This window comes from Microbispora sp. CA-102843 (genome assembly GCF_050936215.1).
Classification (GTDB): domain Bacteria; phylum Actinomycetota; class Actinomycetes; order Streptosporangiales; family Streptosporangiaceae; genus Microbispora.
Map to the genome: position 1 here is coordinate 5,975,070 of NZ_JBNJNF010000001.1, position 22,523 is coordinate 5,997,592.

21 protein-coding genes are annotated in these 22,523 nt (G+C 73.1%); 9 read left to right on the forward strand and 12 right to left on the reverse strand.

Features of this window, described 5'->3' with window-relative positions; genetic code table 11:
• From ACQEVJ_RS27670 to ACQEVJ_RS27685, 4 genes are all read right to left on the reverse strand, one after another.
• Window positions 1-855 (reverse strand): shikimate dehydrogenase, encoded by an 855-nt coding sequence (locus ACQEVJ_RS27670; RefSeq protein WP_433105948.1) that lies wholly within the window; start codon window positions 853-855, stop codon window positions 1-3.
• The gene (gene aroQ / locus ACQEVJ_RS27675) at window positions 852-1,307 is read right to left on the reverse strand and encodes a type II 3-dehydroquinate dehydratase (protein ID WP_433105950.1); all 456 of its coding nucleotides are present in this window, start codon (window positions 1,305-1,307) and stop codon (window positions 852-854) included. Before aroQ ends, ACQEVJ_RS27670 begins: the two co-directional genes overlap by 4 nt.
• A 91-nt stretch (window positions 1,308-1,398) precedes the next feature.
• Window positions 1,399-2,184, reverse strand: coding sequence for an N-acyl homoserine lactonase family protein (locus ACQEVJ_RS27680; protein WP_433105952.1), 786 nt, complete (start codon window positions 2,182-2,184; stop codon window positions 1,399-1,401).
• A complete protein-coding gene (locus ACQEVJ_RS27685) occupies window positions 2,181-3,521 on the reverse strand; it encodes an MFS transporter (RefSeq protein ID WP_433105954.1) in 1,341 nt (446 codons plus the stop codon). The genes ACQEVJ_RS27680 and ACQEVJ_RS27685 overlap by 4 nt, the downstream gene beginning before the upstream one ends.
• 359 nt (window positions 3,522-3,880) lie before the next feature.
• On the opposite strand from ACQEVJ_RS27685, the gene ACQEVJ_RS27690 reads away from it, so the two are divergent.
• From ACQEVJ_RS27690 to ACQEVJ_RS27710, 5 genes are all read left to right on the forward strand, one after another.
• Window positions 3,881-4,261, forward strand: a complete 381-nt coding sequence (locus ACQEVJ_RS27690; RefSeq protein WP_433105956.1) for a PLDc N-terminal domain-containing protein — start codon at window positions 3,881-3,883, stop codon at window positions 4,259-4,261.
• Between the two features lie 521 nt (window positions 4,262-4,782).
• Window positions 4,783-5,847: an acyl-CoA dehydrogenase family protein gene (locus ACQEVJ_RS27695; RefSeq protein ID WP_433105958.1), complete on the forward strand. Its 1,065-nt coding sequence runs from the start codon at window positions 4,783-4,785 to the stop codon at window positions 5,845-5,847.
• Window positions 5,844-6,950, forward strand: coding sequence for an acyl-CoA dehydrogenase family protein (locus ACQEVJ_RS27700; RefSeq protein ID WP_433105960.1), 1,107 nt, complete (start codon window positions 5,844-5,846; stop codon window positions 6,948-6,950). The genes ACQEVJ_RS27695 and ACQEVJ_RS27700 overlap by 4 nt, the downstream gene beginning before the upstream one ends.
• The gene (locus tag ACQEVJ_RS27705; protein ID WP_061252781.1) at window positions 6,947-7,771 is read left to right on the forward strand and encodes an SDR family NAD(P)-dependent oxidoreductase; all 825 of its coding nucleotides are present in this window, start codon (window positions 6,947-6,949) and stop codon (window positions 7,769-7,771) included. The genes ACQEVJ_RS27700 and ACQEVJ_RS27705 overlap by 4 nt, the downstream gene beginning before the upstream one ends.
• Entirely contained in the window at window positions 7,771-8,583 is an 813-nt protein-coding gene (locus ACQEVJ_RS27710) for a FadR/GntR family transcriptional regulator (protein WP_433105962.1), read from the forward strand. The genes ACQEVJ_RS27705 and ACQEVJ_RS27710 overlap by 1 nt, the downstream gene beginning before the upstream one ends.
• A 69-nt stretch (window positions 8,584-8,652) precedes the next feature.
• Here the strand turns inward: ACQEVJ_RS27710 and ACQEVJ_RS27715 are convergent, their stop codons facing one another.
• The 6 genes from ACQEVJ_RS27715 to ACQEVJ_RS27740 are packed head-to-tail and all read right to left on the reverse strand — an operon-like array spanning window position 8,653 to window position 15,409.
• Complete coding sequence (locus tag ACQEVJ_RS27715; RefSeq protein ID WP_433105964.1) at window positions 8,653-9,606, reverse strand: acyl-CoA dehydrogenase family protein; 954 nt, start codon at window positions 9,604-9,606, stop codon at window positions 8,653-8,655.
• Entirely contained in the window at window positions 9,596-10,744 is a 1,149-nt protein-coding gene (locus ACQEVJ_RS27720) for an acyl-CoA dehydrogenase family protein (RefSeq protein ID WP_433105966.1), read from the reverse strand. The genes ACQEVJ_RS27715 and ACQEVJ_RS27720 overlap by 11 nt, the downstream gene beginning before the upstream one ends.
• Before the next feature lie 17 nt (window positions 10,745-10,761).
• The gene (locus ACQEVJ_RS27725; protein ID WP_433105968.1) at window positions 10,762-11,973 is read right to left on the reverse strand and encodes an ABC transporter substrate-binding protein; all 1,212 of its coding nucleotides are present in this window, start codon (window positions 11,971-11,973) and stop codon (window positions 10,762-10,764) included.
• A gap of 54 nt (window positions 11,974-12,027) precedes the next feature.
• Window positions 12,028-12,723 carry an ABC transporter ATP-binding protein gene (locus ACQEVJ_RS27730; RefSeq protein WP_433105970.1) on the reverse strand — a complete coding sequence of 232 codons (696 nt, stop codon included), beginning with the start codon at window positions 12,721-12,723 and terminating at the stop codon, window positions 12,028-12,030.
• The gene (locus ACQEVJ_RS27735) at window positions 12,720-14,531 is read right to left on the reverse strand and encodes a branched-chain amino acid ABC transporter ATP-binding protein/permease (protein ID WP_433105972.1); all 1,812 of its coding nucleotides are present in this window, start codon (window positions 14,529-14,531) and stop codon (window positions 12,720-12,722) included. The genes ACQEVJ_RS27730 and ACQEVJ_RS27735 overlap by 4 nt, the downstream gene beginning before the upstream one ends.
• Window positions 14,531-15,409: a branched-chain amino acid ABC transporter permease gene (locus ACQEVJ_RS27740; RefSeq protein ID WP_433105974.1), complete on the reverse strand. Its 879-nt coding sequence runs from the start codon at window positions 15,407-15,409 to the stop codon at window positions 14,531-14,533. The genes ACQEVJ_RS27735 and ACQEVJ_RS27740 overlap by 1 nt, the downstream gene beginning before the upstream one ends.
• Window positions 15,410-15,524: 115 nt before the next feature.
• On the opposite strand from ACQEVJ_RS27740, the gene ACQEVJ_RS27745 reads away from it, so the two are divergent.
• The 4 genes from ACQEVJ_RS27745 (at window position 15,525) to ACQEVJ_RS27760 (ending at window position 19,826) form a co-directional block, all read left to right on the forward strand.
• The gene (locus tag ACQEVJ_RS27745) at window positions 15,525-16,334 is read left to right on the forward strand and encodes an enoyl-CoA hydratase/isomerase family protein (protein ID WP_433105976.1); all 810 of its coding nucleotides are present in this window, start codon (window positions 15,525-15,527) and stop codon (window positions 16,332-16,334) included.
• Window positions 16,331-17,953 (forward strand): class I adenylate-forming enzyme family protein, encoded by a 1,623-nt coding sequence (locus ACQEVJ_RS27750; protein ID WP_433105978.1) that lies wholly within the window; start codon window positions 16,331-16,333, stop codon window positions 17,951-17,953. Before ACQEVJ_RS27745 ends, ACQEVJ_RS27750 begins: the two co-directional genes overlap by 4 nt.
• Complete coding sequence (locus ACQEVJ_RS27755) at window positions 17,953-18,774, forward strand: SDR family NAD(P)-dependent oxidoreductase (RefSeq protein WP_433105980.1); 822 nt, start codon at window positions 17,953-17,955, stop codon at window positions 18,772-18,774. The genes ACQEVJ_RS27750 and ACQEVJ_RS27755 overlap by 1 nt, the downstream gene beginning before the upstream one ends.
• Before the next feature lie 68 nt (window positions 18,775-18,842).
• The gene (locus ACQEVJ_RS27760; protein ID WP_433105982.1) at window positions 18,843-19,826 is read left to right on the forward strand and encodes an NAD(P)H-dependent flavin oxidoreductase; all 984 of its coding nucleotides are present in this window, start codon (window positions 18,843-18,845) and stop codon (window positions 19,824-19,826) included.
• A gap of 124 nt (window positions 19,827-19,950) precedes the next feature.
• On the opposite strand, the gene ACQEVJ_RS27765 is transcribed toward ACQEVJ_RS27760, so the two are convergent.
• The gene (locus tag ACQEVJ_RS27765; protein ID WP_433105984.1) at window positions 19,951-21,063 is read right to left on the reverse strand and encodes a CaiB/BaiF CoA transferase family protein; all 1,113 of its coding nucleotides are present in this window, start codon (window positions 21,061-21,063) and stop codon (window positions 19,951-19,953) included.
• 15 nt (window positions 21,064-21,078) lie between these two features.
• A complete protein-coding gene (locus ACQEVJ_RS27770; protein WP_433105986.1) occupies window positions 21,079-22,443 on the reverse strand; it encodes an enoyl-CoA hydratase-related protein in 1,365 nt (454 codons plus the stop codon).
• Between the last annotated feature and the right edge of the window lie 80 nt (window positions 22,444-22,523).

A 22,523-nucleotide genomic window follows, 5' to 3' on the forward strand; every position in this document is an offset into this window, starting at 1 on the left:
TCAGGCGGCGACGAGGTCGGTCATGTGTGCGAGCATCCGTTCCGCGTCCGGCTCGCGGCCGGTGAACAGGCGGAACGCATGGGCGGCCTGGAAGACGACCATGCCGCCGCCGTGGAGCGTGCGGCAGCCGACCTCCCGGGCCTGCCGCAGCAGCGCAGTCTCCAGCGGCCGGTACACCACGTCGGCCACCCACAGGTCGGGCGTGAGCAGTTCGGCGGGCAGCGGCAGGCCCGGATGCGCGGCCATCCCGGTGGGAGTGACGTTGACCAGCCCGTCGGCACCCGCGAGCAGCGCCGGCAGCCGGTCTGCCGTGGCGGCGACGGCGCGGCCCGTCCCGAAGCGCCGGGCCAGCTTGACGGCCAGTTCGACGGCCCGGTCCTGCTGGACGTCCACCAGCGTCACCCGGTCGGCCCCCAGGGTCAGCAGCGCGTGCGCCACCGCCGAGCCCGCCCCGCCCGCGCCGAGCTGTACGACCCGGCGGGTCGCCGCGTCAGGCAGGCCGCGGGCGAACGACTCGGCGAACCCGGTCCAGTCGGTGTTGTGCCCGATGGCGCGGTCGCCGTCGAACACCACGGTGTTCACCGCACCGAGCTTCTCGGCGTCGGGCGACAGCTCGTCCAGATGCTCGATGACCGTCTGCTTGCAGGGATGGGTGATGTTGAGCCCGGTGAAGCCGAAACGGCGGGCCGTCGTCATCAAATCGCCGGCGGCCTCCGCGGGCAGCCCCAGTTCGGCGATGTCGATCAGCCGGTAGATGAAGCGCAGGCCGTGGAAGCCGGCCTCGCGCTCGTGCAGGGGCGGGCTGAGCGAGGGTCCGATCCCCGCCCCGATGAGCCCCACCAGATATGACGTCATCGTCCTTCCTTCTTCAGGAGCATGGCCGCGTGGGCGAGGGCCAGTGCGTAGCCGTGCGGCCCCGCGCCGCAGATCAGCGCGTCGGCGACCTCCGACACGTACGAGTGACGGCGGTACGGCTCCCGCCGGTGGATGTTGGTCAGGTGGACCTCGACCACGGGCAGTCCTACGGCGGCCAGCGCGTCCCGCAGCGCGACGGACGTGTGCGTGTAGCCCCCGGCGTTGATCACAATCGCGTCCATCTCGCGCCCGGCCTCCTGAACGGCGTCGATGAGCACGCCCTCATGGTTGCTCTGCCGGAAGTCGAGGGCCAGGCCGTGCTCGCGGGCGGCGGCGAGGGACAGTGCCTCTATGTCCGCCAGGGTCGTGGTCCCGTACACAGCGGGCTCGCGGCGGCCGAGCAGGTTGAGGTTGGGCCCGTTGAGGACGAGTACGCGGGGGTCGGGCGGCATCGGCGCTCCATTATGTACGAACTAGTACGTTACTTTTATAGACCAGCTCGGCCGGCGTGGGAAGCCACGCCGGCCGGCGCCGGCGGAAGGGTCAGGCGATGACCGCGACCCGTCCCGTCAGGGCCTCCGAGAAAGACGGGTGCACGGCCAGCACCTCGGGGTCATGACCGGGGAGGATCAACTCCGGCCCTCCGGCCAGCTTGTTGATGCGGTCGAAGGCCGCGTACATGCCGGTCATGCTGTGCAGGATCGCGAAGGGCCGGTCCTCGCGGATGTTCTCGTAGTAGTGGCTCGCGTCGGAGGCCACGACCACGTCGCCGCGCGCGGTGGCGATCCGGACCACCTGCATGCCGGCGGTGTGCCCGCCCACCAGGTGGACGCTCAACCCCGGAAGAAGCTCCACGTCGCCGTCGACGAGGAGCAGCCGGCCGTCCTCGCCCGCCTCCAGCAGGTGGTCGACGTCGTTCCGGTCGAGCAGCCACTGCTCGCGGGTGATGCGCTCGGCCCATGGCCCCGTCCAGTAGTCGAGCTCCGACCGCTGCAGGACGTATCGAGCACGGTCGAAGTCGCGGGCGGTCCCGGTGTGGTCGTAGTGCAGGTGCGTGAGGACCACGTGATCCACCGATGCCGGGTCGACGCCCATCTCGGCCAGCGTCTGCGCGGGCGAGGCCAGATAGGTCATCCCCGCGATTCCGGCGGCGCGCTCGGGACGGATGCCGCTGTCGATCAGCACGGTATGGCTCTCGGAGACCGCGAGCCACACGTAGTAGGCCGTGGGATGCGGTTCGTCCCAGCGGTCGTCGTATCCGTGGAAGTGCTGGCCGCGGCGGCCCTCGCGCTCGGCGTACCGGATGGCGTAGACGCGGAACACGCTCATGCCGGCACCTTGACCCGCGTCGTGGCCCTGAGGCCGAGCTGGTCGGTGGGCACCCGATAGGTCTCGCGCGCCGTCGCCACCGCCGCCACGTTGACCAGGCACAGCAGTGCGGTGAAGGCCGCGACCCCGAGCCAGCTGTCCGGGCCGGTGCCCGCGACGGCGGTGGCGATCGTGGGCGCGAACCCGGCGATCGCGAAGCCGATCTGGGTGCCGACGGCCATCCCCGACAGCCGCACGCGCGTGCTGAACATCTCGCCGTAGAAAGCCGGCCACACGCCGCTGGTCGCGCTGTGCACGACGCCGAACATGAGGATGCCGATCACGAAGATCAGCAGGTAGTCGCCCGCCGAGATCGACCACAGGTAGCCGAACATCAGCACCGCGCACCCCAGCGAACCGCCGGCGAACACGGGCTTACGGCCCACCCGGTCGGAGAGCCTTCCCCACAGCGGGATGGCGATCAGGGCGGCCACGTTGGCCAGGACCCCGACCCAGAGCATGGGCGTGCGATCGAGCTTCATCGTGTTCACCGCGTAGGACAGCGCGTGAACCGTGAAGATCGTGCTGACGGACGCGATGACGGCGGCCACCACCACCCGCAGCACGTCCTTCCAGTGGTCGCGGAACAGCACGGCCAGCGGCATCTTGGCGACCGCGCCCTCGGCCACCTCCTGCTCGAAGGCGGGAGTCTCCTCAAGGGTCCGGCGGATCAGCAGGCCGACCGCGGCGACCACGATGCTGAGCCAGAACGGCACTCGCCAGGCCCAGGTCAGAAGCTGGTCCTCGGGGAGCACGGCGATCGGGAGGAAGACGGCCGTGGCCAGGATCTGCCCGGCCTGGGTGCCGTTGAGCGTGAAGCTCGTGTAATAGGCGCGGCGTCCGGGCGGGGCGTGCTCCAGGGTCATGGAGTTGGCTCCGGCCTGCTCCCCCGCCACCGAGAAGCCCTGCAGCAGCCGCAGCACAACCAGCAGCACCGGGGCGAGCACGCCGATGTCGGCGTACGTCGGCAGGCAGCCGACCAGGAAGGTGGACAGGCCCATCAGGACCAGCGTGGCGACCAGCACCCGCTTGCGGCCGAACTTGTCGCCGATGTGCCCGAGCACGAAAGCGCCTACAGGGCGGGCCAGATAGCCGACGCCGAAGGTCGCCAGCGCCAGCAGCGTTCCGGTCGCCGGGGCCGACTCCGGAAAGAAGATCTTGCTGAAGACCAGCGCTGCGGCGGTGCCGTAGATGAAGAAGTCGTAGTACTCCAGGGCGCTGCCGATCCACGCGGCGAGCGCGGCCTTACGGGGCTTGCCCCGTGCGGCATGGGGACGGTCCACGGGAACAGCCGACACGGCGGGTCTCCTCTGTGACATCGGGCGGCGAGTCGGGTCGCGCGCGAAGGGGTGGGGTGACCGCTGAGAACGGGGGTGCCGTGTCGGGCCAGGGGCTCACCCATAGCAAGCAAAGTTACCCACTGAGGGATAACAGGCCGCCAAGCCCTCACTGGTACGGGGTGTCCGTTCCAGGCCGACTTGTGACGTTGAAGTTAACTCACTAGTTCGTTCATTACAAGGGTGCCCAGAGCAATTCGCCGATGCCGTCGGAGCCGGCGGCCGGCGCCGCATCGGGAAAGATCACCTACCACGAAAGTCCCGTCAGACCAAGATCGAACCCACTACGCTCTGCGCGTCTGCAACTGGGAGGATTCGGGATGCCCCTCATCTACGGCGGGTTCGGTCTGGTTCTGCTCGCCTTATGGATCTTCTGCCTGATGGACGTGATCGTCACGGCGGAGGAGGACTGCCGCAACCTGCCCAAGGGGCTGTGGATCATGATCGTCCTGTTCCTCCCCGAGGTCGGGTCGGTCCTGTGGCTGGTCGCGGGCCGGCCGCAGAGCGTGACGCGGCCGGGCGGGCTGCCGTACAAGGGCAACACCGGGCGCTTCCCCGAGTACGACCGGCCGGGCCGGTTCGCCCCCTCCAACCCCGACGACGACGAGGAGTTCCTCCGCCGCTGCCGGGAGCGGGCCGAGGAGCAGCGCCGCGCCTACCTCAAGCAGCAGCGTCAGGCGGAGAAGAACCAGGACCAGTAGTAGAGGCGAGCCCGATCCGGCGAGGCGAAACCGAGCACGGACCGGTCCCGGGGCAGCGCGAGGACGTCCGCGGAGATCTCGGAAGCACGGTCGCGCGCCTCGGCGAGAGGTCGCAGCGCGGCCTCCGGCAGGTGGTCGCCCAGCCTGAAGGCGGGCGCGACGGCAGCGGTGAACCTGACGCCGTAGAAACCGGAAGCCGGCTGGCGGGTCAGGTCCCCGGTCCACGTCCGGGTCGGCCCCGGGGAAGTGGGCGAGGGTGAGGCTGGCGCTCGCCCGGGCCAGCACACAGGCCGCGGACGCCGGTATCTCCCCGAGCACGGCGACGGCCGGCTCGTCCGCGGGGAGCCAGGCCGGCAACTCGGCCGCCAGTGCGGCGACAGGGGACCCGGCAGAACCGGGCCGTTCCCCGAGCACGCCCACAGCTGGGAGTTAACATCTAAATCATATATAGGCAAAGGCGAAAATCCGGTATCATCTGCCGTGATGGCGATCGCACTCCAATGAGGAGAACCCGGACAAAGATGACGGACTGGCAGCTTCTCGCCCCAGACGAGGACACCCTCGCCCTCGCCGACACCGCCCGCGCCCAGTTCCGATCGCTGCACGGCCCGGCGGTCATGCGTGCCACCCTCGACGGCGGTGTGCCGGGCGGGTGGGAGACGGTCGCGGACGGCGGCTACGCCGACATCGGGATACCCGAGGACCTCGGCGGGATCGGCCGGGTGATCGACCTGGTGGTCATGCTCGAAGAAGCCGGGCGCGCACTGCTGACCGCTCCCCTGCTGGCGTCGGCGCTCGCGTTCCGGACGCAGGTCGCGGTCGGGGTGCACCGCGAGGACTTCCGGCGGGCGCCCGCGGGCTTCGGGATCGCCGAGGGGGTCGTCGACGGGAACGGCCGGTGCCGAGTCGAGCGGGCGCACGTCCTGGGCGGCCCCGGTGCCGCCGCGTTCACCCTGATCGTGAAAGGCCCGGACCGGGCGTGGGTCGTCGTGGTCGATCCGGAGGCCGAGGGGGTCGAGCCGGTGGGGCAGGCGACCCTGATCGACCCCTCCCGGCCGCTCCCGGCGTTCCGGCTCGGGGGCGAGGCAGGCGTGGCCTGCGCCGAGTGCCGGGAACTGCCGCTCGGCGACCTGGACCGGGTGCTGGCGGGAGCCCGCGCCTGTGTCGCCGCCGACCTGGTGGGGACCGCCGCGGGTGCCCTGGAAGCGGCCGTCGGGCACGTGCTCCAGCGCAGGCAGTTCGGCCGGGCCATCGGCACCTTCCAGGCGGTGAAGCACCAGCTCGCGGACGCCTACACGGCGGTCGAGCGGGCCCGCAGCCTCGCCTACGGCGCGGCCCTGAGCCTGACCGGGGGCCCGCCCGGCGACGCGGCAACCCGGGACTGCCTGCTGGCCAACGCGGTCGCGGCCGAGACGGCCGTCCGGGGCGCGTCGCTGTTCACCCAGCTGATGGGTGCCATGGGGGTCACCTTCGAGGCGGACTGCCACCTGTTCCTGCGGCGCGCCCACCAGACGGCCTGCCTGCTCGGGGAGCCGGACGACCTGTACCTGGCGGCGGCGCGGATCGAAAGGCGGATCTCCCGATGACGGATGTGACCTCCGAGTTCGAGGCGTTCCTCGACGGCTTCCTGCCCGCCGACTACGCCGAGAACTACCGGCGCTACCGCCGCGACGTGAAGCTCCGCACCGAATACCAGGCCGCCGCGTTCGACGCGGGCTGGCTGATCCCCGAGTGGGGCCCGGGCGAGGGCGGGCGCCACCTGAGCGTCCCCGACGCGCTGGCCGTCAAGCTCGCCGGCGCGGGCCGCCGGGTGCCGCGGCTGATGAACATCCAGGGCGCCGGGGTCGCGGCGCCGGCCATCCGGGCGTTCGGCACCGCCGCCCAGCGGGAGCGGCTGCTCCGGCCGGCCGCGCGCGGGGACGAGTGGTGGGCGCTCGGCATGTCGGAGCCCGGCGCCGGGTCCGACCTCGCCGCGCTGCGCACGACGGCGACGCTCGCCGACGGGGTGTTCACCGTCAACGGCCAGAAGGTGTGGACGACACAGGCCGACGAGGCCCGGTGGTGCGCGCTGTACGTCCGCACCGACCCGGAGGCCAGGCCGCACCGCGGCATCTCCTGCCTGGTCCTCGACCTGCGCAGCCCCGGGGTGGAGATCCGGCCGATCCGCACCGCCGGGCCGGCGGTCGAGTCCTTCTGCGAGGTCTTCCTCGACGACGTGAAGGTGCCCGAGGAGGCGCTGCTCGGCCCGCTGCACGGCGGCTGGGGCGTGGCCATGTCCAGCCTCGAACACGAGCGGGACATGATCTGGATCAACACCTGGCTGGAGACCACCCGGGCGCTGGAACCCACGCTGACGGCGCCGGAACTGTCGGAGCACCAGCTCGTCCGGCTGGGCCGGTCGCTGGCGGACGCGGAGGGGGTGCGGCTGACCGGGCTGCGGACCGCCGCCCAGCTGTGGGCGGGCCTGCCGTCCCCCGCGTCGTCGATCCTCAAGCTGCTCGGCTCGGAGTCGGTGCAGCGCGCGGCCCTGCTGTCGCTGGAGACCGCAGGGGCGCGGGCGTTCGACGACCCCGCCCTCTTCGACGAGCGCCTCGAATCGCTGGCCGCCACCATCTACGGCGGCACGTCGGAGATCCAACGCAACATCATCGCGGAGCGTACGCTCGGACTACCGAAAGGCACGCAATGACAGACACCCACCCCCTGCTGGGCAGGACAGCCGTCGTGTCCGGGGCCGGGCGCGGACTGGGCCGGGCGATCTCCACCGCGCTGGCCGGGGCGGGCGCCGTGGTGTGCGGCGTCTCCCGCAACGCCGAGGAGCTGGAGAGCCTCGCGGCGGAGATCAAGGCCGCGGGCGGCCAGGCGTACGCCTTCCCCGCCGACATCCGCAGCTCCGCCGACCTGGACCGGCTGCGCGACGCGGTGCTGGCCGAGGTGGGTGGCGTCGACATCCTGGTGAACAACGCCGGCAACCTGGTCAAGCGGCCGGTCGTCCCGCTGCCCGTGGACGAGGCGTCCGGGGAGAAGGTGGGGCAGCCCGGCTCGGGGCCGGCCGGCGTCGCCATGACCGACGAGGAGTGGGACTCGGTGCTGGACACGCACGTCCGCGGGTCGCTCCACCTCGTGAGATCATTCGTACCGGGGATGCTGGAGCGGGGGCGCGGCCGGGTGATCAACATCGCGTCGAGCAGCGTCGCCCGTTCGGCCAACCTGACGGTGAGCTACCAGGTCGCCAAGGGCGCCATCGCCCAGCTCACCCGGGCGCTCGCCAAGGAGTGGGCGGCGTTCGGCGTCACCGTCAACACCATCGCTCCGGGGCACTTCCGCACCAGCATGACGCAGGCTCTTCACGACAGTCCCGAAGGTCAGGCCTGGCTGAAGGAGCGCATCCCGATGCGGCGCACCGGCGACCCCAGGGAGCTGGGGGCGCTGGCCGTCCACCTGTCGGGGGACCTCGCTTCGTTCATCACCGGTCAGACCATCTTCATCGACGGCGGTGAAACACTCTGATGACCGAGTCCGAGATCCCACCACGCCCCCGCCGCATGCCGTTGCGGACACCCCGGGTGGCCGAGGCCCTGGCGGCGCAGCTCAGGCTGCGCATCCTGGAAGGTGATCTCGCCGACGGGGCGGAACTGCCCACGGAGCCGGTGCTGCTCCAGGAGTACCCGGTCAGCCGGCCGAGCCTCCGCGAGGCGTTCCGCATCCTCGAGACGGAGGGGCTGGTGGTCGTCCGCCGCGGCAAGCGCGGCGGCACCGTCATCAAGGCCCCGACCCCCGGGTCCGCCGCCTACCACATGGGGCTGCTGCTGCACGCGCGCACCACCTCCATGCGGGACCTGGCGGCGGCCCGCAACCTGCTGGAGCCGCTGTGCGCGGAGCACGCGGCCCGCCGGGACGACCACGCGGCCGTCGCCGAACGGCTCCGGCAGCTCAACGACGAGGCCGCGCAGGTCGTGGAGGACGGGCCGGCGTTCACCGGGGCGTCGGTCAGGTTCCACGAGGGGCTGGTGGACGCGGCCGGCAACGAGACGCTCCGGGTGGTCGTCGGGATGCTGGAGAGCGTCTGGAGCGTGCAGGAGCGGGGGTGGGCCCGCCGGGCGTCCGACGAGGCGAGCTACCCGGCGGTGGACCGGCGGCACGCGGTGCTGCGGGCGCACGGCGCCATCGAGAAGGCCATCGAGGCGGGGGACGCGGCGCTGGCCGGCAAGCTCATGCGGGCGCACCTGGAGGTGTCGCAGCTGTACGTCGCCTCGGACGACGCCCCGCCGGTCCAGGTGCTGGACGAGTACGGCAACCCGCGCATGGATCCCCGGGACTGACCGGAGACCACGAACCGGTACGCGAAAGCCGGCCAGGTCCTGGACCTGGCCGGCCTTTCCCTTTGCGGGCTACCGCCACGCGGCCACCGGGTAGATGCCGTCGAACCCCTCAGCGGCGACGGCCCGCGCCAGCAGGTCGGTCGACCTGATCCGCCCGGCCGGCCGGTGCAGCACGCTCTGCAGGTGGCGGTCGATCACGGTGAGGTCGTGCTCCTCGCACAGGCCCATGGCGCCCAGCACCTGGTGCCCGTTGGCCAGCACCGTGTTCGCCCCCTCGATCATCTGCACCCGCAGCGCCAGCAGGTCGGCGGACCGCGCCTCGCCCCGGCGGACGAGCCACCACGCGTGCAGCGCCAGCTCCTCCAGCCCGTCGAGCGCGAGGGAGATGTCCGCGACGCGCCACCGGATCTCGCCGAACTTGCCGATCGGCTTGCCGAACTGCTGCCGGTCCCGGGCGTGCGTCACCGCCAGCTCGACGGCGGCGGCGAGCGCGCCGGCGACCCAGAAGGCGTCGAGCAGCATGCGCATCGCCGTGACCCGCGCCGCGTCCACGCCTGGCACCTCGGCGCCGAGGACGACGTCGGACGCGAACGGGTCCAGCGGCGCCGGGCGCGGCGCACCGGCCGTCACCCGGCGGGCGACACCCCGGTCCAGGTCGACGGCGACCGCGTCGCGCAGCAGGTCCGCGTGGTCCAGCCGTTCGGTGTCCCCCGAGGTCAGGTGGACGCCGCCGACGTCACCGCGCAGGTCCGCGGGTACGGCCAGCTCGTGCGCCAGCGGCCAGGGCAGCACGACGGCGCCCGCCGCCCGGGCCGCCAGCATGACGGCGGCCGACTCGTCCTCCTCGCCCCACGGGTCGAGGCCGCGCAGGTCGAGCCGGTCCAGGGCGGGCGCGACGAGCGCCTCCCGCCGGGTCCGGTCCGCCTCGGCGGCGCGCGCGAGGTCCACCCCGCCCAGCGCGTCGAGGGCCCTGGTCACGCTCTCCTGGTAGGCGACGGCCGCCTGTGGCCAGTCACGACGCACGCCGGTCCCCCTCGATCGACGACCGGGCGACGAGCATGCGCTGCACCTCGATGGTGCCGGACGCGATGGTCGCCGAACGGGCGTACCGGAACACGTCCTCGACGTGGCCGAGCAGGCCAGCCGACGGGTCGGGAACGAGGGCGTCGGCGCCGGAGACGTCGAGAGCCAGCTGAGCCACCTCCTGGTCGAGTTGGATGGAGGCCAGCCGCGCGGTGGAGGCCTCCCGGTCGGTGAGCCGGCCGGCGTCGTTCAGCGCGACGGCGCGGTAGTTGAGCAGCCGGGCCACCCGGGCGTGCACCAGTGCGCGGGCGTACTCGTGCAGCGCGGCCGGTTCGGCCAGGGACGGGTGACCCGCCAGCGCGGCGAGCACCCGCTCGTCCCGGGCGTACCGGGAGATGCCGATCCGCTCGTGCTTCATCACCCGCCGGATGACGTCCCAGCCGCGGCCGACCTCGCCGAGCACCGCGCCGGGGCCGACCCGGACGTCGTCGAAGAACACCTCGTTGAGGTGCTGCTCCCCCATGATCGAGTCGATCGGGACGACCCGGATGCCGGGTGAGTCCATCGGCACCAGGAAGACGGTGATGCCGTCGTGCTTGGCCGCCCCCCTGCCGCTGCGGGCGGCGAGGAAGCACCACTGCGCCAGTCCCGCGTACGAGGTCCAGATCTTCTGGCCGTTCAGCACCCACTCGCCGTCATGGAGCTCGGCGTTCAGTTGCAGCGAGGCGAGGTCGGAGCCCGCGCCGGGTTCGCTGAACCCCTGGCACCACACGGCCGTGCCGGAGGAGATGGCGGGCAGGTGGACGGCCTTCTGCTCCGGCGTGCCGACCTCCATGATCACCGGCCCGACCCAGTTCAGGCCCATGTACTGCGGTCCGCGGGGCTCGAAGTGCGCCCACATCTCCTCCCGCAGGACGGCCTGCTGCCAGATGTCGGTGCCGGCGCCCCCGTACTCCTCGGGCCAGCTGAGCGTGAGGAGCTGCTCCTCGGCGAGACGCTCGACGACCCTGGTCACCACCGACTGGACCGCCGGGTCCGGCGAGAACGACGTCGTCCAGTCGTCGGGGAGGAGCTCCGCCAGCAGGGCCCGCAGGCGGACGCGCAACGCGTCCGCCCGCGTTCCCAGCCGGAGATCCACTGAGGTCTCCTCGGGCATTACTCCCCCGCACTCACGGCGGCTTCGACACACTTGCCGTCCGGGCACGGCTGAGCGGGTACGAAGACGCCGAGCTGGTCGGCATCGATTCCGATGCGCTTGTCAGGACCGAACGTGTACGTGCCGTTGGCGCCTTGGAAGGTTCCCCCGGAGACGAGCGCCTTCTTGATCGCGTCGGCCTCGGTGGACTTGGCCTGCTGCGACGCCTGGGTCACCAGCAGCGCCCAGTCGAAGGAGACCGCGCCCACCGAGTCGAGGGCGTTGAACTCGGTCTTGCCCTTGGCCTTGAGGTAGAGCTTGACGAAGTCCGCCGTGATCGACGCGTCGCCGGTCGAGGACGACAGGAACGTCTTGGCGATGGGCCCGGCGGCGAGGGTCTTCTTCATCCCCTCCGGGATGAGCTCGGTGGTCGCCGGGTCGCCGATGCCGAGCACCGCGGACATCTGCGGGTTCCAGCCGATCTTGTTCAGGCTGGACATGGTGGCGACCAGCGGTGCGCCGTACGACCAGACGATGAGCGACTCCGCGCCCGAGTCCTTGAGCTTGGTGAGCTGCGCGGTCACGTCCGAGGCGGTGTTCGGGAAGCTCTCGTGCACGATCTTCACGTCCGGGAACTGGCTCTGCGCGATGGCGAGCGTGTCCTTGGTCTGCGAGGTGCCGAAGGCCGAGGAGTCGTCGAGCATGGCGACCGTCTTGCCGGCCGACGCCGCGTACGCCAGCAGCGGCGTGATCGAGGTCTCGCCGGAGGTGCCGGCGCCGGTGCTGAACGCGTACTTGTACCGCTTGGAGTCGCCGACGTCGGCCGCGATCGAGCCGATGCCGCCGGCGGTGTCGCCGGGCACCTTCACCTGGTTGAGCACGTCCTGCACGGGCGGGAACGCCTCGGTGGTGAAGTACAGCGCGGACACGCCGTCCTGGGCGAGGGCCCGGGTGGCGGCGACGGCCGCGGTCGGCTCGCCCTTGGTGTCCCGCTGCTCGATCACGATCTTCGTGCCGGGGTTGTGCTGCTGCACGTACTCGGCGCCGGCCTTGAGCCCGGCGAGCGAGTTCTGACCGCTCGGGGAGAGCGGGCCGGTGAGCGCCCCGACGAAACCGATCTTGATGGTGGAGCCTTCGGCCTGGCCGCCGGAGGATCCGCCGTCGCCACACGCGGCGAGCGCGAGCAGCGCCGCGCACACCATGGCTGTGCCCACTGTGGCACGTGTCCTCATGGGGGGTCGTCCTTCCTGGGGGTTTCCTGGGCGTTTCCTGGGGGTGGGGGTGGGTCAGGAGAGGTAGGCGGCCTGCAGCAGGTCGGGCAGTTCCGGGTCGGTGCCGCGCACCCGGTGCGCGACGTGCCCGTGCCGCAGCACCACGACGTCCGCCTCCAGCTTCTGGGCGACCTCGACCCGCTGTTCGACCAGCAGGACGGCGAACCCGGCGTCGCGCAGGTCGGCGAGGATCTCGATGGTCCGGCCGACCAGCTTGGGCGACAGGCCGTTCGTGGGCTCGTCCAGCATGATCACGCGGGGTGCGCCGGCCACCGCGCGGGCGATGGCGAGCATCTGCTGCTGGCCGCCGGACAGGCCGCCCGCGAGGCGCTGCAGCATCGGGCGCAGCTCGGGCAGCAGGTCGAGCGGGTCGAGTTCGGGCTTGCGGGCCGCGCGGGCCGCGGCGACCCGGAGGTTCTCGGCCACCGACAGGCTCTTGAACACGTGCCGGCCCTCCAGCACGTGGCCGAGCCCGGCCCGGGCCCGCCTGCTCGCCGGGAGGTTGTCGAGGCGCAGGTCGTCCAGCCAGATCCCGCCGCCGGCCGACTCCAGCCCGCCGATGCCGCGCAGCGTGGAGGTCTTCCCGGCGCCGTTGGCGCCCAGCAGGGCCAGGCAGGCGCCGGGCTCGACGGTGAGGGACAGGTCCTCGACGGCGGTGACGCCGCCGTACCGGACGCGCAGCGCGTCCACCTTGAGCCGGCCGCCGTTCACGCGACCCCCATGTACGCGGCGCGGACGCTGTCCACGCTGTGCAGGTCCCCGGGCTCGCCCTCCCACAGCACTTTGCCGAGGTCGAGGACGACGACCCGGTCGACCAGGCGGCTGATCATGTCCAGGTGGTGTTCGACGATCACGACGGCCACTCCCGCTGCGGCGACGTCACTGACGACGCGCTCGAATCCTTCGATCTCCGCGGCCGACAGCCCGGCCGCGGGTTCGTCCAGGAGGAGGACCTCCGGACAGGTGCCGAGGGCCATGGCGGCCTCAAGGAAGCGGAGCTGGCCGTGGCTCATCACCCGGCTCTCCCGGGTGCCGGCGGCCGGGTCGTGCGGGTCGAGGCCGCCGAGCTCCAGCAGGGTGAGCGCGCCGCGCCGGCAGGCGTCCCGCATCGCCTCGTCACGTTCCCCGTGGACGGCCGGGAGCGCGAGGTGCTCCTCGATGCTCATGCCGGGGAACGTCTTGGGGGTCTGGAAGGTGCGGGACACGCCGCGCTTGGCGACGGCGGCGGCGCCCAGGCCGCCGAGGTCCGTCCCGTGCAGGGTGATCCGGCCGGCGGTCGGCGGGTAGTGCCCGGACACGACGTTGAGCAGCGTCGTCTTGCCCGACCCGTTCGGCCCGATGAGGCCGACGATCTCGCCGCGCCGCAGCTCCATCGACACCCCGCCGAGCGCGTCCACGCCGCCGAAGCTGCGCCGCAGGTCGGTGACCTTCAGGATCGGCTCGCCGGGCGCGCGCTCCGGCACCTCCACCTCCGGAGTGGCGGCCAGGTCGCGCAGCGCCTGGGGGGCGGGCGCCGCGGTGCGGCTGAACAGGCCGCGCGGCCGCAGCCGCATGAGCACGATGAGCAGCGCGCCGTACAGCAGGTTGTTCAGGTGCGGGTACGCGTCGAGGCGCAGCGGGATCAGCACGAGCAGCACCGCGCCGGCGACCGGGCCGAGCCGGGAGCCGCTGCCGCCGAGCACCACCATGACCAGGAACAGGATGGACAGGTTGGAGGAGAAGGCGTCCGGCGAGATGTAGGCGGACAGGTAGGAGAACAGCCCTCCGCTGAGCGCGCCCAGCGCGGACCCGGCGGCGAAGGCGACGACCTTGGTGAGGTAGCCGGAGACACCGAGCGCGGACGCGCCGATCGGCTCGTCGCGGACCGCTACGGTGGCCCGGCCCAGGCGGGACGTCCGGTACCGGGCGTGCAGCCAGTAGCTGACGCTCGCCACGACGACGATCACGATCGCCACGACCCACGGGGTCGAGACCGGCTCGCCGCCGAACCAGAACCGGGCGTCGATGCCGGCCAGGCCGTTGTTGCCGCCGGTCACCGACTGGAACTGGATGAGCATGTCGTTGACGACGAGCATCAGGCCGAGCGACATCATGGCCAGGCCGATCGCGCCCAGCCGTCCGGCCGGGAACCCGGCCAGCGCCCCGGCGGCGAGCCCGGCCAGCGCGGCGACCGGCAGCGCCGCCCAGATCGGCCAGCCGTGCGAGACCACCAGGATGGCGGTGACGTAGGCTCCGATGGCGAACGACGCGCCCTGCCCGAGGGACAGCGCGCCGGCGTAGCCGGTGGTGATGTTGAGTCCCAGCGTGGCGACCGCGTACAGGCACACCAGTTGCAGGACGTAGCCGTTGTAGGACAGCGGGCCCCACAGGGCCAGCAGCGCCGTCGCAACGACCAGCAGCGCCGCGCCGTGCGCGGCGGGCCTGGCGAGCACCCGCCGGACGGGCGCGGGGGTGGCGTCGCGGCCGCGTGCCGCCGCGGCGCGCAGGGTCCGGGACAGGGCGGAGAGTCGGTACGACATCACACCGCCCGCACCGGTGCCGCGCCGAACAGGCCGTGCGGGCGCACCACGTAGACGACGACCAGCAGCAGGAACACCGCCAGGTTCACCGTGAGGCTGCCGACGTGGACCCCGGCGAACTGGCTGACCACGCCGATGACCAAGCCGCCGACGACGGCGCCGCCGATGCTGCCCATGCCGCCGATCGCGGTGGCCACGAACCCGTAGAAGGTGTACGACAGCCCCAGCGACGGGGTGACGAGCTGGGTGGAGGCCACCAGCACCCCGGTCACCGCGGCGACCAGCGCGGACAGCACCGTGGCGATCTGCGAGGCGCGGGCCCGGGAGATGCCGATCGCCTCCGCGCCGTCGAGATCGTCGGCGATCGCGCGCAACTCCAGCCCGATCCGGGTGCGCCGGTAGAACACGACGAGCAACCCGGCGACGACGAACAGCGCGGCGACCGCGGTCAGCTCGGCGGGCGACACCGCCAGGCCGGCCAGGTCGAACCGGTGCTTGCTGACGCCGTACGTGAAGTTGCGGGACTCCCCGCTGTAGGGGACGGCCAGCAGTTCGGCCAGGACCACGCTGACCGCGAGGGTGGACAGCAGCCAGGAGGCGGACTGGCCCGACTGCACGAACGGCCGCACCGCGGTCCACTCGACGGTGAGCGCCACCACCACCATCACGGCGAGCGCGGCCACGTAGGCGAGCCAGACCGGCAGGCCGGCGCCCACCGCCACCAGCACCGACATGGGCATGAGCATCACCATCTGCCCGTGGGCGAAGTTGATGACGCCGGTCGTCGTGAACAGCGTGGCGAAGCCGACCGCAACCAACCCGTAGATCGCGCCGTCCGCCAGGCCCGGCACGAGCACCGTCTGGAGGAACTCATGCATGGGGGGACCCACTCCCGGCGCGTGACGTGACGTCTCTCTTCACCATGGCGCGAAACGTATATATGATTTGGATGACAGTCAAGAAGGGCGTCTCGGCGCCCGTGGGGAGGCGCCCGTGTCGGGGAAGAGCGGCCGAGCAGGCCTGGAACGTGCGGATGGGGTGCTGCTCAGCACGGTCGTCGGCGGGACGCTGGTCGTGACCCTCAACCGTCCGAAGTCCGCCAACGCCCTCGACGACGAGCTCATGGACGGGCTGGCGAACCTGTGGCGGGCGGCGGCCGGGGCGCCGGAGCTGCGCGCGGTGCTGCTCACCGGCGCGGGCAAGGCGTTCTGCGCCGGGGCGGACGTGTCCATGCTCTCGGTGCCGAGGGTGAAGGTGGGCGACACCGCGGCCGAGGAGCTCGACTTCCTGCCCGGACCACGCCTGGGGATACCGGTGATCGTCGCGGTGAACGGGGTGTGCGCCGGAGGCGGCCTGCACTTCGTGGCGGACGCCGACATCTGCATCGCGTCGCCGGCGGCCCGCTTCCTGGACCCGCACGTCAGCGTCGGCCAGGTGTCCGCGCTGGAACCGCTGCAGCTGCGGCTGCGGATGCGGCCGGACCTGCTGACCCGCCTCGTCCTGCTCGGCCGGCACGAGTCGCTGTCGGCCGAACGGGCCGAGCGCGCCGGTCTCGTCTCCGAGGTCGTCGAGCCGGACGCGCTCGTCGACCGGGGGATGGAGCTGGCCGCGATGATCGGGCGGAACTCGCCGGAGGCGGTGCGGCTCAGCCGCCGGGTGCTGCGCACGTTCGAGGAACGGCTCATCGCCACCGACATGGATCTCGGCTGGGAACTGATCCGGCGGCACCGGTACCATCCGGACGCCGTCGAGGGCCCGGCCGCCTTCCTGGACAAGCGCGAACCGAAGTGGACGACGTCGTGAGGACAGCCGACTGGAACCGCAGGCCGCGGGTGGTCGCCCCCGAGCTCGCGGACGTCTGGCGCCGCCGGGGCTTCCTCACCGAGGAGCGGATCGGCGACCTGCTGGACCACGGCGCGACGCGGTGGCCGGACCGACCGGCGATCATCACCACGCACGGTGAGACGAGCTTCGCCGAGCTGGCCGCCAAGTCCGCCGCGGTCGCGCGAACCCTGATCGCCGGCGGGGTACGGCCGGGTGACGCCGTCTGCTGGCTGCTGCCGACCGGCCCGGACGCCGTCGCCGTCGCGGCGGCGATCTGGCGGATCGGGGCGATCAGCAGTCCGATCGTGCCGCTGTACGGCCCGCGCGAGATCCGCACCGTGCTGGACCAGATCCGGCCGGCGGCCATCGTCACGTACGCCGACGACCGGCGCCGGGCCTACCCGGACGAGTTCGACGAGGCGCTGCGCGACATCTCGCACGAACCCGCCGCACGGCTGCTCACCACCGGCCGGTCGGCGGGCTGGCGGGCGGCGGGCGGGGAGGGCCCCGGCGCGCTGCCGTCCGGGATCGAGCCCGCCGCCCCCGCGGACCCCTGCCTGGTGCTGTTCACCTCGGGCACCGAGTCCGAGCCCAAGGGCGTGGTGCATTCCGTGGCGGGCCTGCGGCACGAGCTGCGGACGACCGTCGTGGAGTGGGGCCTGACGTTCCGCGACCGCATGGTGATGGCCTCCCCCATCACGCACATCACCGGCCTGCTGCAGGGCTTCATGATCCCCTGCTGGGTGGGGGCCACCGCGGTGCTGATGGAACGGTGGGACCCGGCCGTGTGCGCCGAGCTGGCCGACCGTACCGGTGCCACCTACATGGCCGGCGCCACGCCGTTCCTGCGCGAGCTGCTCGACGTGTACGCCGCCGAGGGGCGGGACCGGTCGCCGCTGCGCCAGTACTGCTGCGGCGGCGCGGCGGTGCCGCCGGCCCTCATCCGGCGCGCCGACGAGCTGGGCATCGCGGCGTACCGGGCGTGGGGCATGACCGAGCTGCCCACCGCGACGCTGCCCAACGAGCTGGACCCGCTGGAGTTCCGGGCGGAGACCGACGGCCGGCTCGCGCCGGGCGTGAAGCTGCGCGCCGTGGACCCCTCGGGTCGGGACGTCGAGCCGGGCGAGGTGGGCGAACTGCTGCTGCACGGCCCGGAGATGATGCTCGGTTACGTGCGCGAGGAGCTGAACGCGCACGCGTTCACCCCCGACGGCTGGTTCCGCACCGGGGACCTCGGCTCGCTGGCCGCCGACGGGCAGGTGCGGATCACCGGGCGGCTGAAGGACGTCATCAACCGCGGCGGCGAGAAGTTCTCGGCCAGGGAGATCGAGGACGCCATCGTCAGGCACCCCGACGTGGCGGCCGTGGCGATCGTCCCGGTGCCCGGCGGCCGGCTCGGTGAGCGGATCGGCGCGGCCGTCGTCTCGGACCGGGAGGACCTGACCCTGGAGGAGGTCGGCCGCGCGGTGACCGGCCAGGGGCTGGCCCGGCACAAGCAGCCGGAGCTGCTGCGGGTGGTCCGCTCGCTGCCGACCAACCCGACCGGCAAGATCAACAAGGCCGCGGTGGTCGAGCTGTTCGACCCGGAAACCGACTGATGGGCGGCCTGCTGGACGGGCGCTGCGTCGTCGTGACGGGCGCCGGGAGGGGCCTGGGCCGCGCCTACGCGCTCGCGTGCGCGGCCCACGGCGCCGGGGTCGTGGTCAACGACGTGGACGCGGCCGCCGCGCGCGCCGTGGCCGCGGAGATCGCCGCCGCCGGCGGGCACGCGGTGGCGGAACCGGGCTCCGCCGGGTCGTGGGAGGTGGCGGCCCGGCTGGCCGGGACGGCGGAGCTGGAGTTCGGCCGGCTCGACGGCCTCGTCGCCAACGCCGGGATCACCCACCACGCCTCGCCGTGGGAGGAGGACGAGGCGCGGCTGCGGCGGATCGCCGAGGTCAACGTGCTCGGTGTGCAGTTCGCCGCGGTGCACGCCATGCGGGCGATGGTCCGGCGGGGCGCCGGCGGGTCGATCGTCACGGTCGTGTCCGGCGCCCGGTTCGGCATCCCCGGCATGAGCGCCTACGGCGCCACGAAGGGAGCGGTGGCCGCGATGACCGCCGGCTGGGCGCGGGACTGCGCGTCCGCCGGCATCCGGGTCAACGCCGTGTCGCCGCTGGCCGAGACCGGCATGGCGGCGCTGGACACCCGGCCCGACCGGCCCGCGCTGGGCGCGCCCGGAGACGTGGCGCCGGTGGTGGTCGCGCTGCTCAGCGACGCCACCCGCGGCGTGACCGGCCGGATCGTCCGCTTCGACGGCACCGATCTCGGCGTGTATGCGCCGGAAGCCCTCACCCCGGTCACCGGCTGGACGGCCGGGGATCCCGCCGAGTCGATCGCGGAGGTCCTGGCCCGGCTCGGCGGCCCCGCAGCGGCCTGAACGCCCCCTGTCCACCCCGGCCCGGGTCCGCGGCCGGACCACCGTTCGAGACGAAAGCCACCGCTGAAATGATCACTACCTCCTTCACCGAGACCTTCGGCGTGCGGCACCCGCTGCTGTGCGGCGGGATGACCGGCCTGGGCCGGGCCGAACTGATCGCGGCCGTCGCCGAGGCCGGCGCCCTCGGGTTCCTGACGGCGCTGACCCAGCCGACGCCCGAGGCGCTCACCCTGGAGATCAAGCGCACCCGCGAGCTGACCGACCAGCCGTTCGGGGTGAACCTCACCATCCTGCCCACCATCCGCCCGGTCCCCTACGACGAGTACCGGGCGGCGATCATCGAGTCGGGGATCACGGTCGTCGAGACGGCCGGCGGCAACCCGGACGCGCATCTGCCCGACTTCAAGGCCGCCGGGATCAAGGTCATCCACAAGGCGGTCGCGGTACGGCACGCCGTCAAGGCGCAGGCGCTCGGCGTGGACGCGGTCAGCATCGACGGCTTCGAGTGCGCCGGCCACCCCGGCGAGGACGACATCGGCGGCCTCGTGCTCATCGCCGCGGCCAGCCGGGCGCTGGACGTCCCGGTCATCGCCAGCGGCGGCATCGCCACCGGCGCCGGCCTGGTGGCGGCGCTGGCCCTCGGGGCGTGCGCGGCGAACATGGGCACCCGGTTCATGGCGACGACCGAGGCGCCCGTCCACGACAACGTCAAGCGGCAGATCGTGGCGAACTCCGAACGGGACTCGATCATCGTCTTCCGCGAGTTCCACAACTCGGCGCGGGTGGCGCGCAACTCGGTGTCGGAGGAGATCGCCGAGATCTCACGCCGGCCGGGCTCGTCCTTCGAGGACGTCGCCCACCTCGCCTCGGGGGTACGGGGACGGGAACGCGTCCTCGGGGCGGGCGACATGGAGGACGGGCTGTGGTGGGCCAGCCAGGCCCAGGGGCTCATCACCGAGGTGGACAGCTGCCGGAACGTGGTGGACCGGATCGTCGCGGACGCCGAGGAGATCATCCGCCACCGGCTGCCGGGGTTCCTGCCGGCGGCCTGACCCGGGTCGGCACTGCGGTGTGGCCGCTCCCGGCACCGGAGGTCGCACCGGCCGTTGCGCGCAGTGCGGCTTATGAGGCCACGCACACCGCGGGTCGGCGGCCGGTTCCGGTGCCACCGGGCGGTCAGTCGCCCGGCTGCCCCCACTCGCGCAGCACGTCCGCCGCGTCAGCCGCCGCCCGCGGCACCGGGGCCACCGGGGCGGCCGGGGTGCGGGAGAACCTGGGCGCCGGGGCCGCCTGGACCACGCCGTCCGCCTCGGCGTACGTGCCACGGGCCGCCAGGTGCGGGTGGCCGGGGGCCTCGGCGAAGCTGAGCACCGGGGTGACGCACGCGTCGGTGCCGGCGAAGTGCGCGGCCCACTCGTCGCGGGTGCGGGAGGCGAACGCGGCGGTGAACCGCTTGCGCATCGCCGGCCAGCTGGCCGGGTCGTTCTGCTCGCCCAGCTCGGCCGGGTCGATGTCCAGCCCGGCCAGCAGCGCCGCGTAGAAGTGCGGCTCCAGCGCGCCCACCGCGACGAACCCGCCGTCGGCGCAGGTGTAGGTGTCGTAGAAGGGCGCGGCGCCGTCGAGCAGGTTGCCCTCCCGTTCGTCGCGCCAGGCCCCCATGCCGCGCAGGGCGAGGGTCATCTGGCTGAGCAGCGCGGTCCCGTCGACCATGGCGGCGTCGACCACCTGGCCACGGCCGGACCGGGACCGTTCGAACAGCGCGGCCAGCACGCCGACGAGCAGCAGCATGGACCCGCCGCCGAAGTCGCCGACCAGGTTGAGCGGCGGCGCCGGGGCCCGGTCGGCGCGGCCCATGGCGTGCAGCGCGCCGGTCAGGCCGATGTAGTTGATGTCGTGGCCGGCCTGGCCGGCCCACGGCCCGTCCTGGCCCCACCCGGTCATCCGGGCGTAGACCAGGCCGGGGTTGCGGGCCAGGCAGGTGTCCGGGCCCACGCCGAGCCGTTCGACCACGCCGGGGCGCAGGCCCTCGATCAGCACGTCCGCGCGTTCGGCGAGGCCGAGGACGACGGCCCGCCCGCCGGCGGACTTCAGGTCGGCGTGGACCGGGCGCCGGCCGCGCAGCACGGCGTCGGTCGCGTCCGGGGCGCCGAGCCGGAGCCCGCGGCCCGCCGGCCGTTCGATCCGGACCACGTCGGCGCCGAGATCGGCGAGCACCATGGCCGCGTGCGGGGCCGGGCCGAGCCCGGCCAGTTCCACCACTCGCAGTCCCGCCAGGGGGCCGTCCTTCATCGGGTTCCCGCCTCTCTACTTGCGCTTGCCGTTCACGAACGCGTCGAGCCGGGCCCCGGCCGCGGCGGACGCGGCGGCCTCGGCGATCGTCGCGGCCTCGATGTCGAGCTGGTCGGCCAGCGACCGCGCCGGGGCGTCCCGGAGCAGGCGCCGGGTCCGGCCGAGCGCCGGGAACGGCCCGGCCGCGATCCGCGCCGCGGCCTGCCGGGCCGACTCGGCGAGCTCCTCGTCGGGGTGGACGTCGGTGACCAGCCCCCAGTCGGCGGCCTCCCCCGCCGTCAGTCGGCGATCGGTCAACGTCAGGGCGAGCGCCCGGCGCAGCCCCACCACCTGCGGCAGCAGCCAGGACGTGCCGCAGTCCGGGGTCAGCCCCGCCTGGGCGTACGCGGTCAGGAACGTCGCCGACTCGCCGGCGAGCACCACGTCGGCCACCAGGGTGAGGGCCAGTCCGGCGCCCGCCGCCGCGCCCTGGACGGCGGCCACGACGGGGACCTCCAGACGGGCAAGGGTCAGCACCGCGCGGTGCGCCGTCCGGGCCAGCTCCAGCACGTAGCCGGCGCGGTCCGCGGCGCCGTGCATCGCGGTGACGTCCCCGCCGGCGCAGAAGTTGCGGCCGCGGCCGAGCAGCAGCACGCAGCGCACCCCCGGGTCGGCCGCCGCGGCCTCGGCGGCGTCGCCGAGCGCACGCGCCATGGGCAGGTCCAGCGCGTTCGAGGACTCCGGCCGGTCGAGCTCGATGGTCGCCACCCCGTCGGCGACCTCGTACCGCACCCAGGTCCCGGTGACCGCCTGCTCGTCCACCGGTGCGGTGGTCAGGCCGGCGAGGACCAGGTCGGCGAGGTGCCGGTAGGCCTGTGCGGCGTCGAACCCGGTGGCCGACTGGATGGCGCCGCGCTGGATGGAGTTCATGACCTCGGCCACCGCGGCCCCCACGAACGACGCGTGGATCGGGCGCAGCACCCCGGCCCTGACCCCCTCCGTCACCAGGCTCTGCACCCGCTCCGCCGCGTAGCGGGTGTTCTCCTGGTAGACCTCGTTGGCCGGGCCGAAGGCGGCCACGTCCGCGAGGAACGCGGCCGAGGCGGGCTGCAGCTCCGCGGCGACGGCCTCCAGGTAGACGGCGAGCTGCCGGGCCGGGTCGCCGGAGGCGGCGACCCGGGCCTCGATGCGCTCGGCCGCCGCCTTGAAGAACGAGCGGACGGCGGCCACCACGATCTGCTCCTTGCTGGGCGCCACCGCGTACAGGGTGGTCCGGGAGCAGCGCAGCCGCTCGGCGAGGTCGCCGATGTTGAACGACGCGAATCCCTCGGCCAGGAACAGCTCGCGGAGCTGCGCCAGTGTCTCCTCGCGCCGGGTGCGAGTCCTGTCGGGCGACGGCATGGCACCGACTCTACGGCAGCCCCTGGCGATCAGTACAGTTTCTGATACTTTGGTACTCCATTCCGTACTCTAAGGAAGCT

What these genes read in the sequence shown, in the direction of transcription:
- ACQEVJ_RS27770 (WP_433105986.1), bottom strand. Translation starts at nt 22,443, where the DNA reads ATGCCGTCGCCCGACAGGACTCGCACCCGGCGCGAGGAGACACTGGCG.
- ACQEVJ_RS27690 (WP_433105956.1), top strand. Translation starts at nt 3,881, where the DNA reads ATGCCCCTCATCTACGGCGGGTTCGGTCTGGTTCTGCTCGCCTTATGG.
- ACQEVJ_RS27695 (WP_433105958.1), top strand. Translation starts at nt 4,783, where the DNA reads ATGACGGACTGGCAGCTTCTCGCCCCAGACGAGGACACCCTCGCCCTC.
- ACQEVJ_RS27710 (WP_433105962.1), top strand. Translation starts at nt 7,771, where the DNA reads ATGACCGAGTCCGAGATCCCACCACGCCCCCGCCGCATGCCGTTGCGG.
- ACQEVJ_RS27725 (WP_433105968.1), bottom strand. Translation starts at nt 11,973, where the DNA reads ATGAGGACACGTGCCACAGTGGGCACAGCCATGGTGTGCGCGGCGCTG.
- ACQEVJ_RS27700 (WP_433105960.1), top strand. Translation starts at nt 5,844, where the DNA reads ATGACGGATGTGACCTCCGAGTTCGAGGCGTTCCTCGACGGCTTCCTG.
- ACQEVJ_RS27735 (WP_433105972.1), bottom strand. Translation starts at nt 14,531, where the DNA reads ATGTCGTACCGACTCTCCGCCCTGTCCCGGACCCTGCGCGCCGCGGCG.
- ACQEVJ_RS27705 (WP_061252781.1), top strand. Translation starts at nt 6,947, where the DNA reads ATGACAGACACCCACCCCCTGCTGGGCAGGACAGCCGTCGTGTCCGGG.
- ACQEVJ_RS27760 (WP_433105982.1), top strand. Translation starts at nt 18,843, where the DNA reads ATGATCACTACCTCCTTCACCGAGACCTTCGGCGTGCGGCACCCGCTG.
- ACQEVJ_RS27680 (WP_433105952.1), bottom strand. Translation starts at nt 2,184, where the DNA reads ATGAGCGTGTTCCGCGTCTACGCCATCCGGTACGCCGAGCGCGAGGGC.
- ACQEVJ_RS27765 (WP_433105984.1), bottom strand. Translation starts at nt 21,063, where the DNA reads ATGAAGGACGGCCCCCTGGCGGGACTGCGAGTGGTGGAACTGGCCGGG.
- ACQEVJ_RS27670 (WP_433105948.1), bottom strand. Translation starts at nt 855, where the DNA reads ATGACGTCATATCTGGTGGGGCTCATCGGGGCGGGGATCGGACCCTCG.
- aroQ (WP_433105950.1), bottom strand. Translation starts at nt 1,307, where the DNA reads ATGCCGCCCGACCCCCGCGTACTCGTCCTCAACGGGCCCAACCTCAAC.
- ACQEVJ_RS27740 (WP_433105974.1), bottom strand. Translation starts at nt 15,409, where the DNA reads ATGCATGAGTTCCTCCAGACGGTGCTCGTGCCGGGCCTGGCGGACGGC.
- ACQEVJ_RS27755 (WP_433105980.1), top strand. Translation starts at nt 17,953, where the DNA reads ATGGGCGGCCTGCTGGACGGGCGCTGCGTCGTCGTGACGGGCGCCGGG.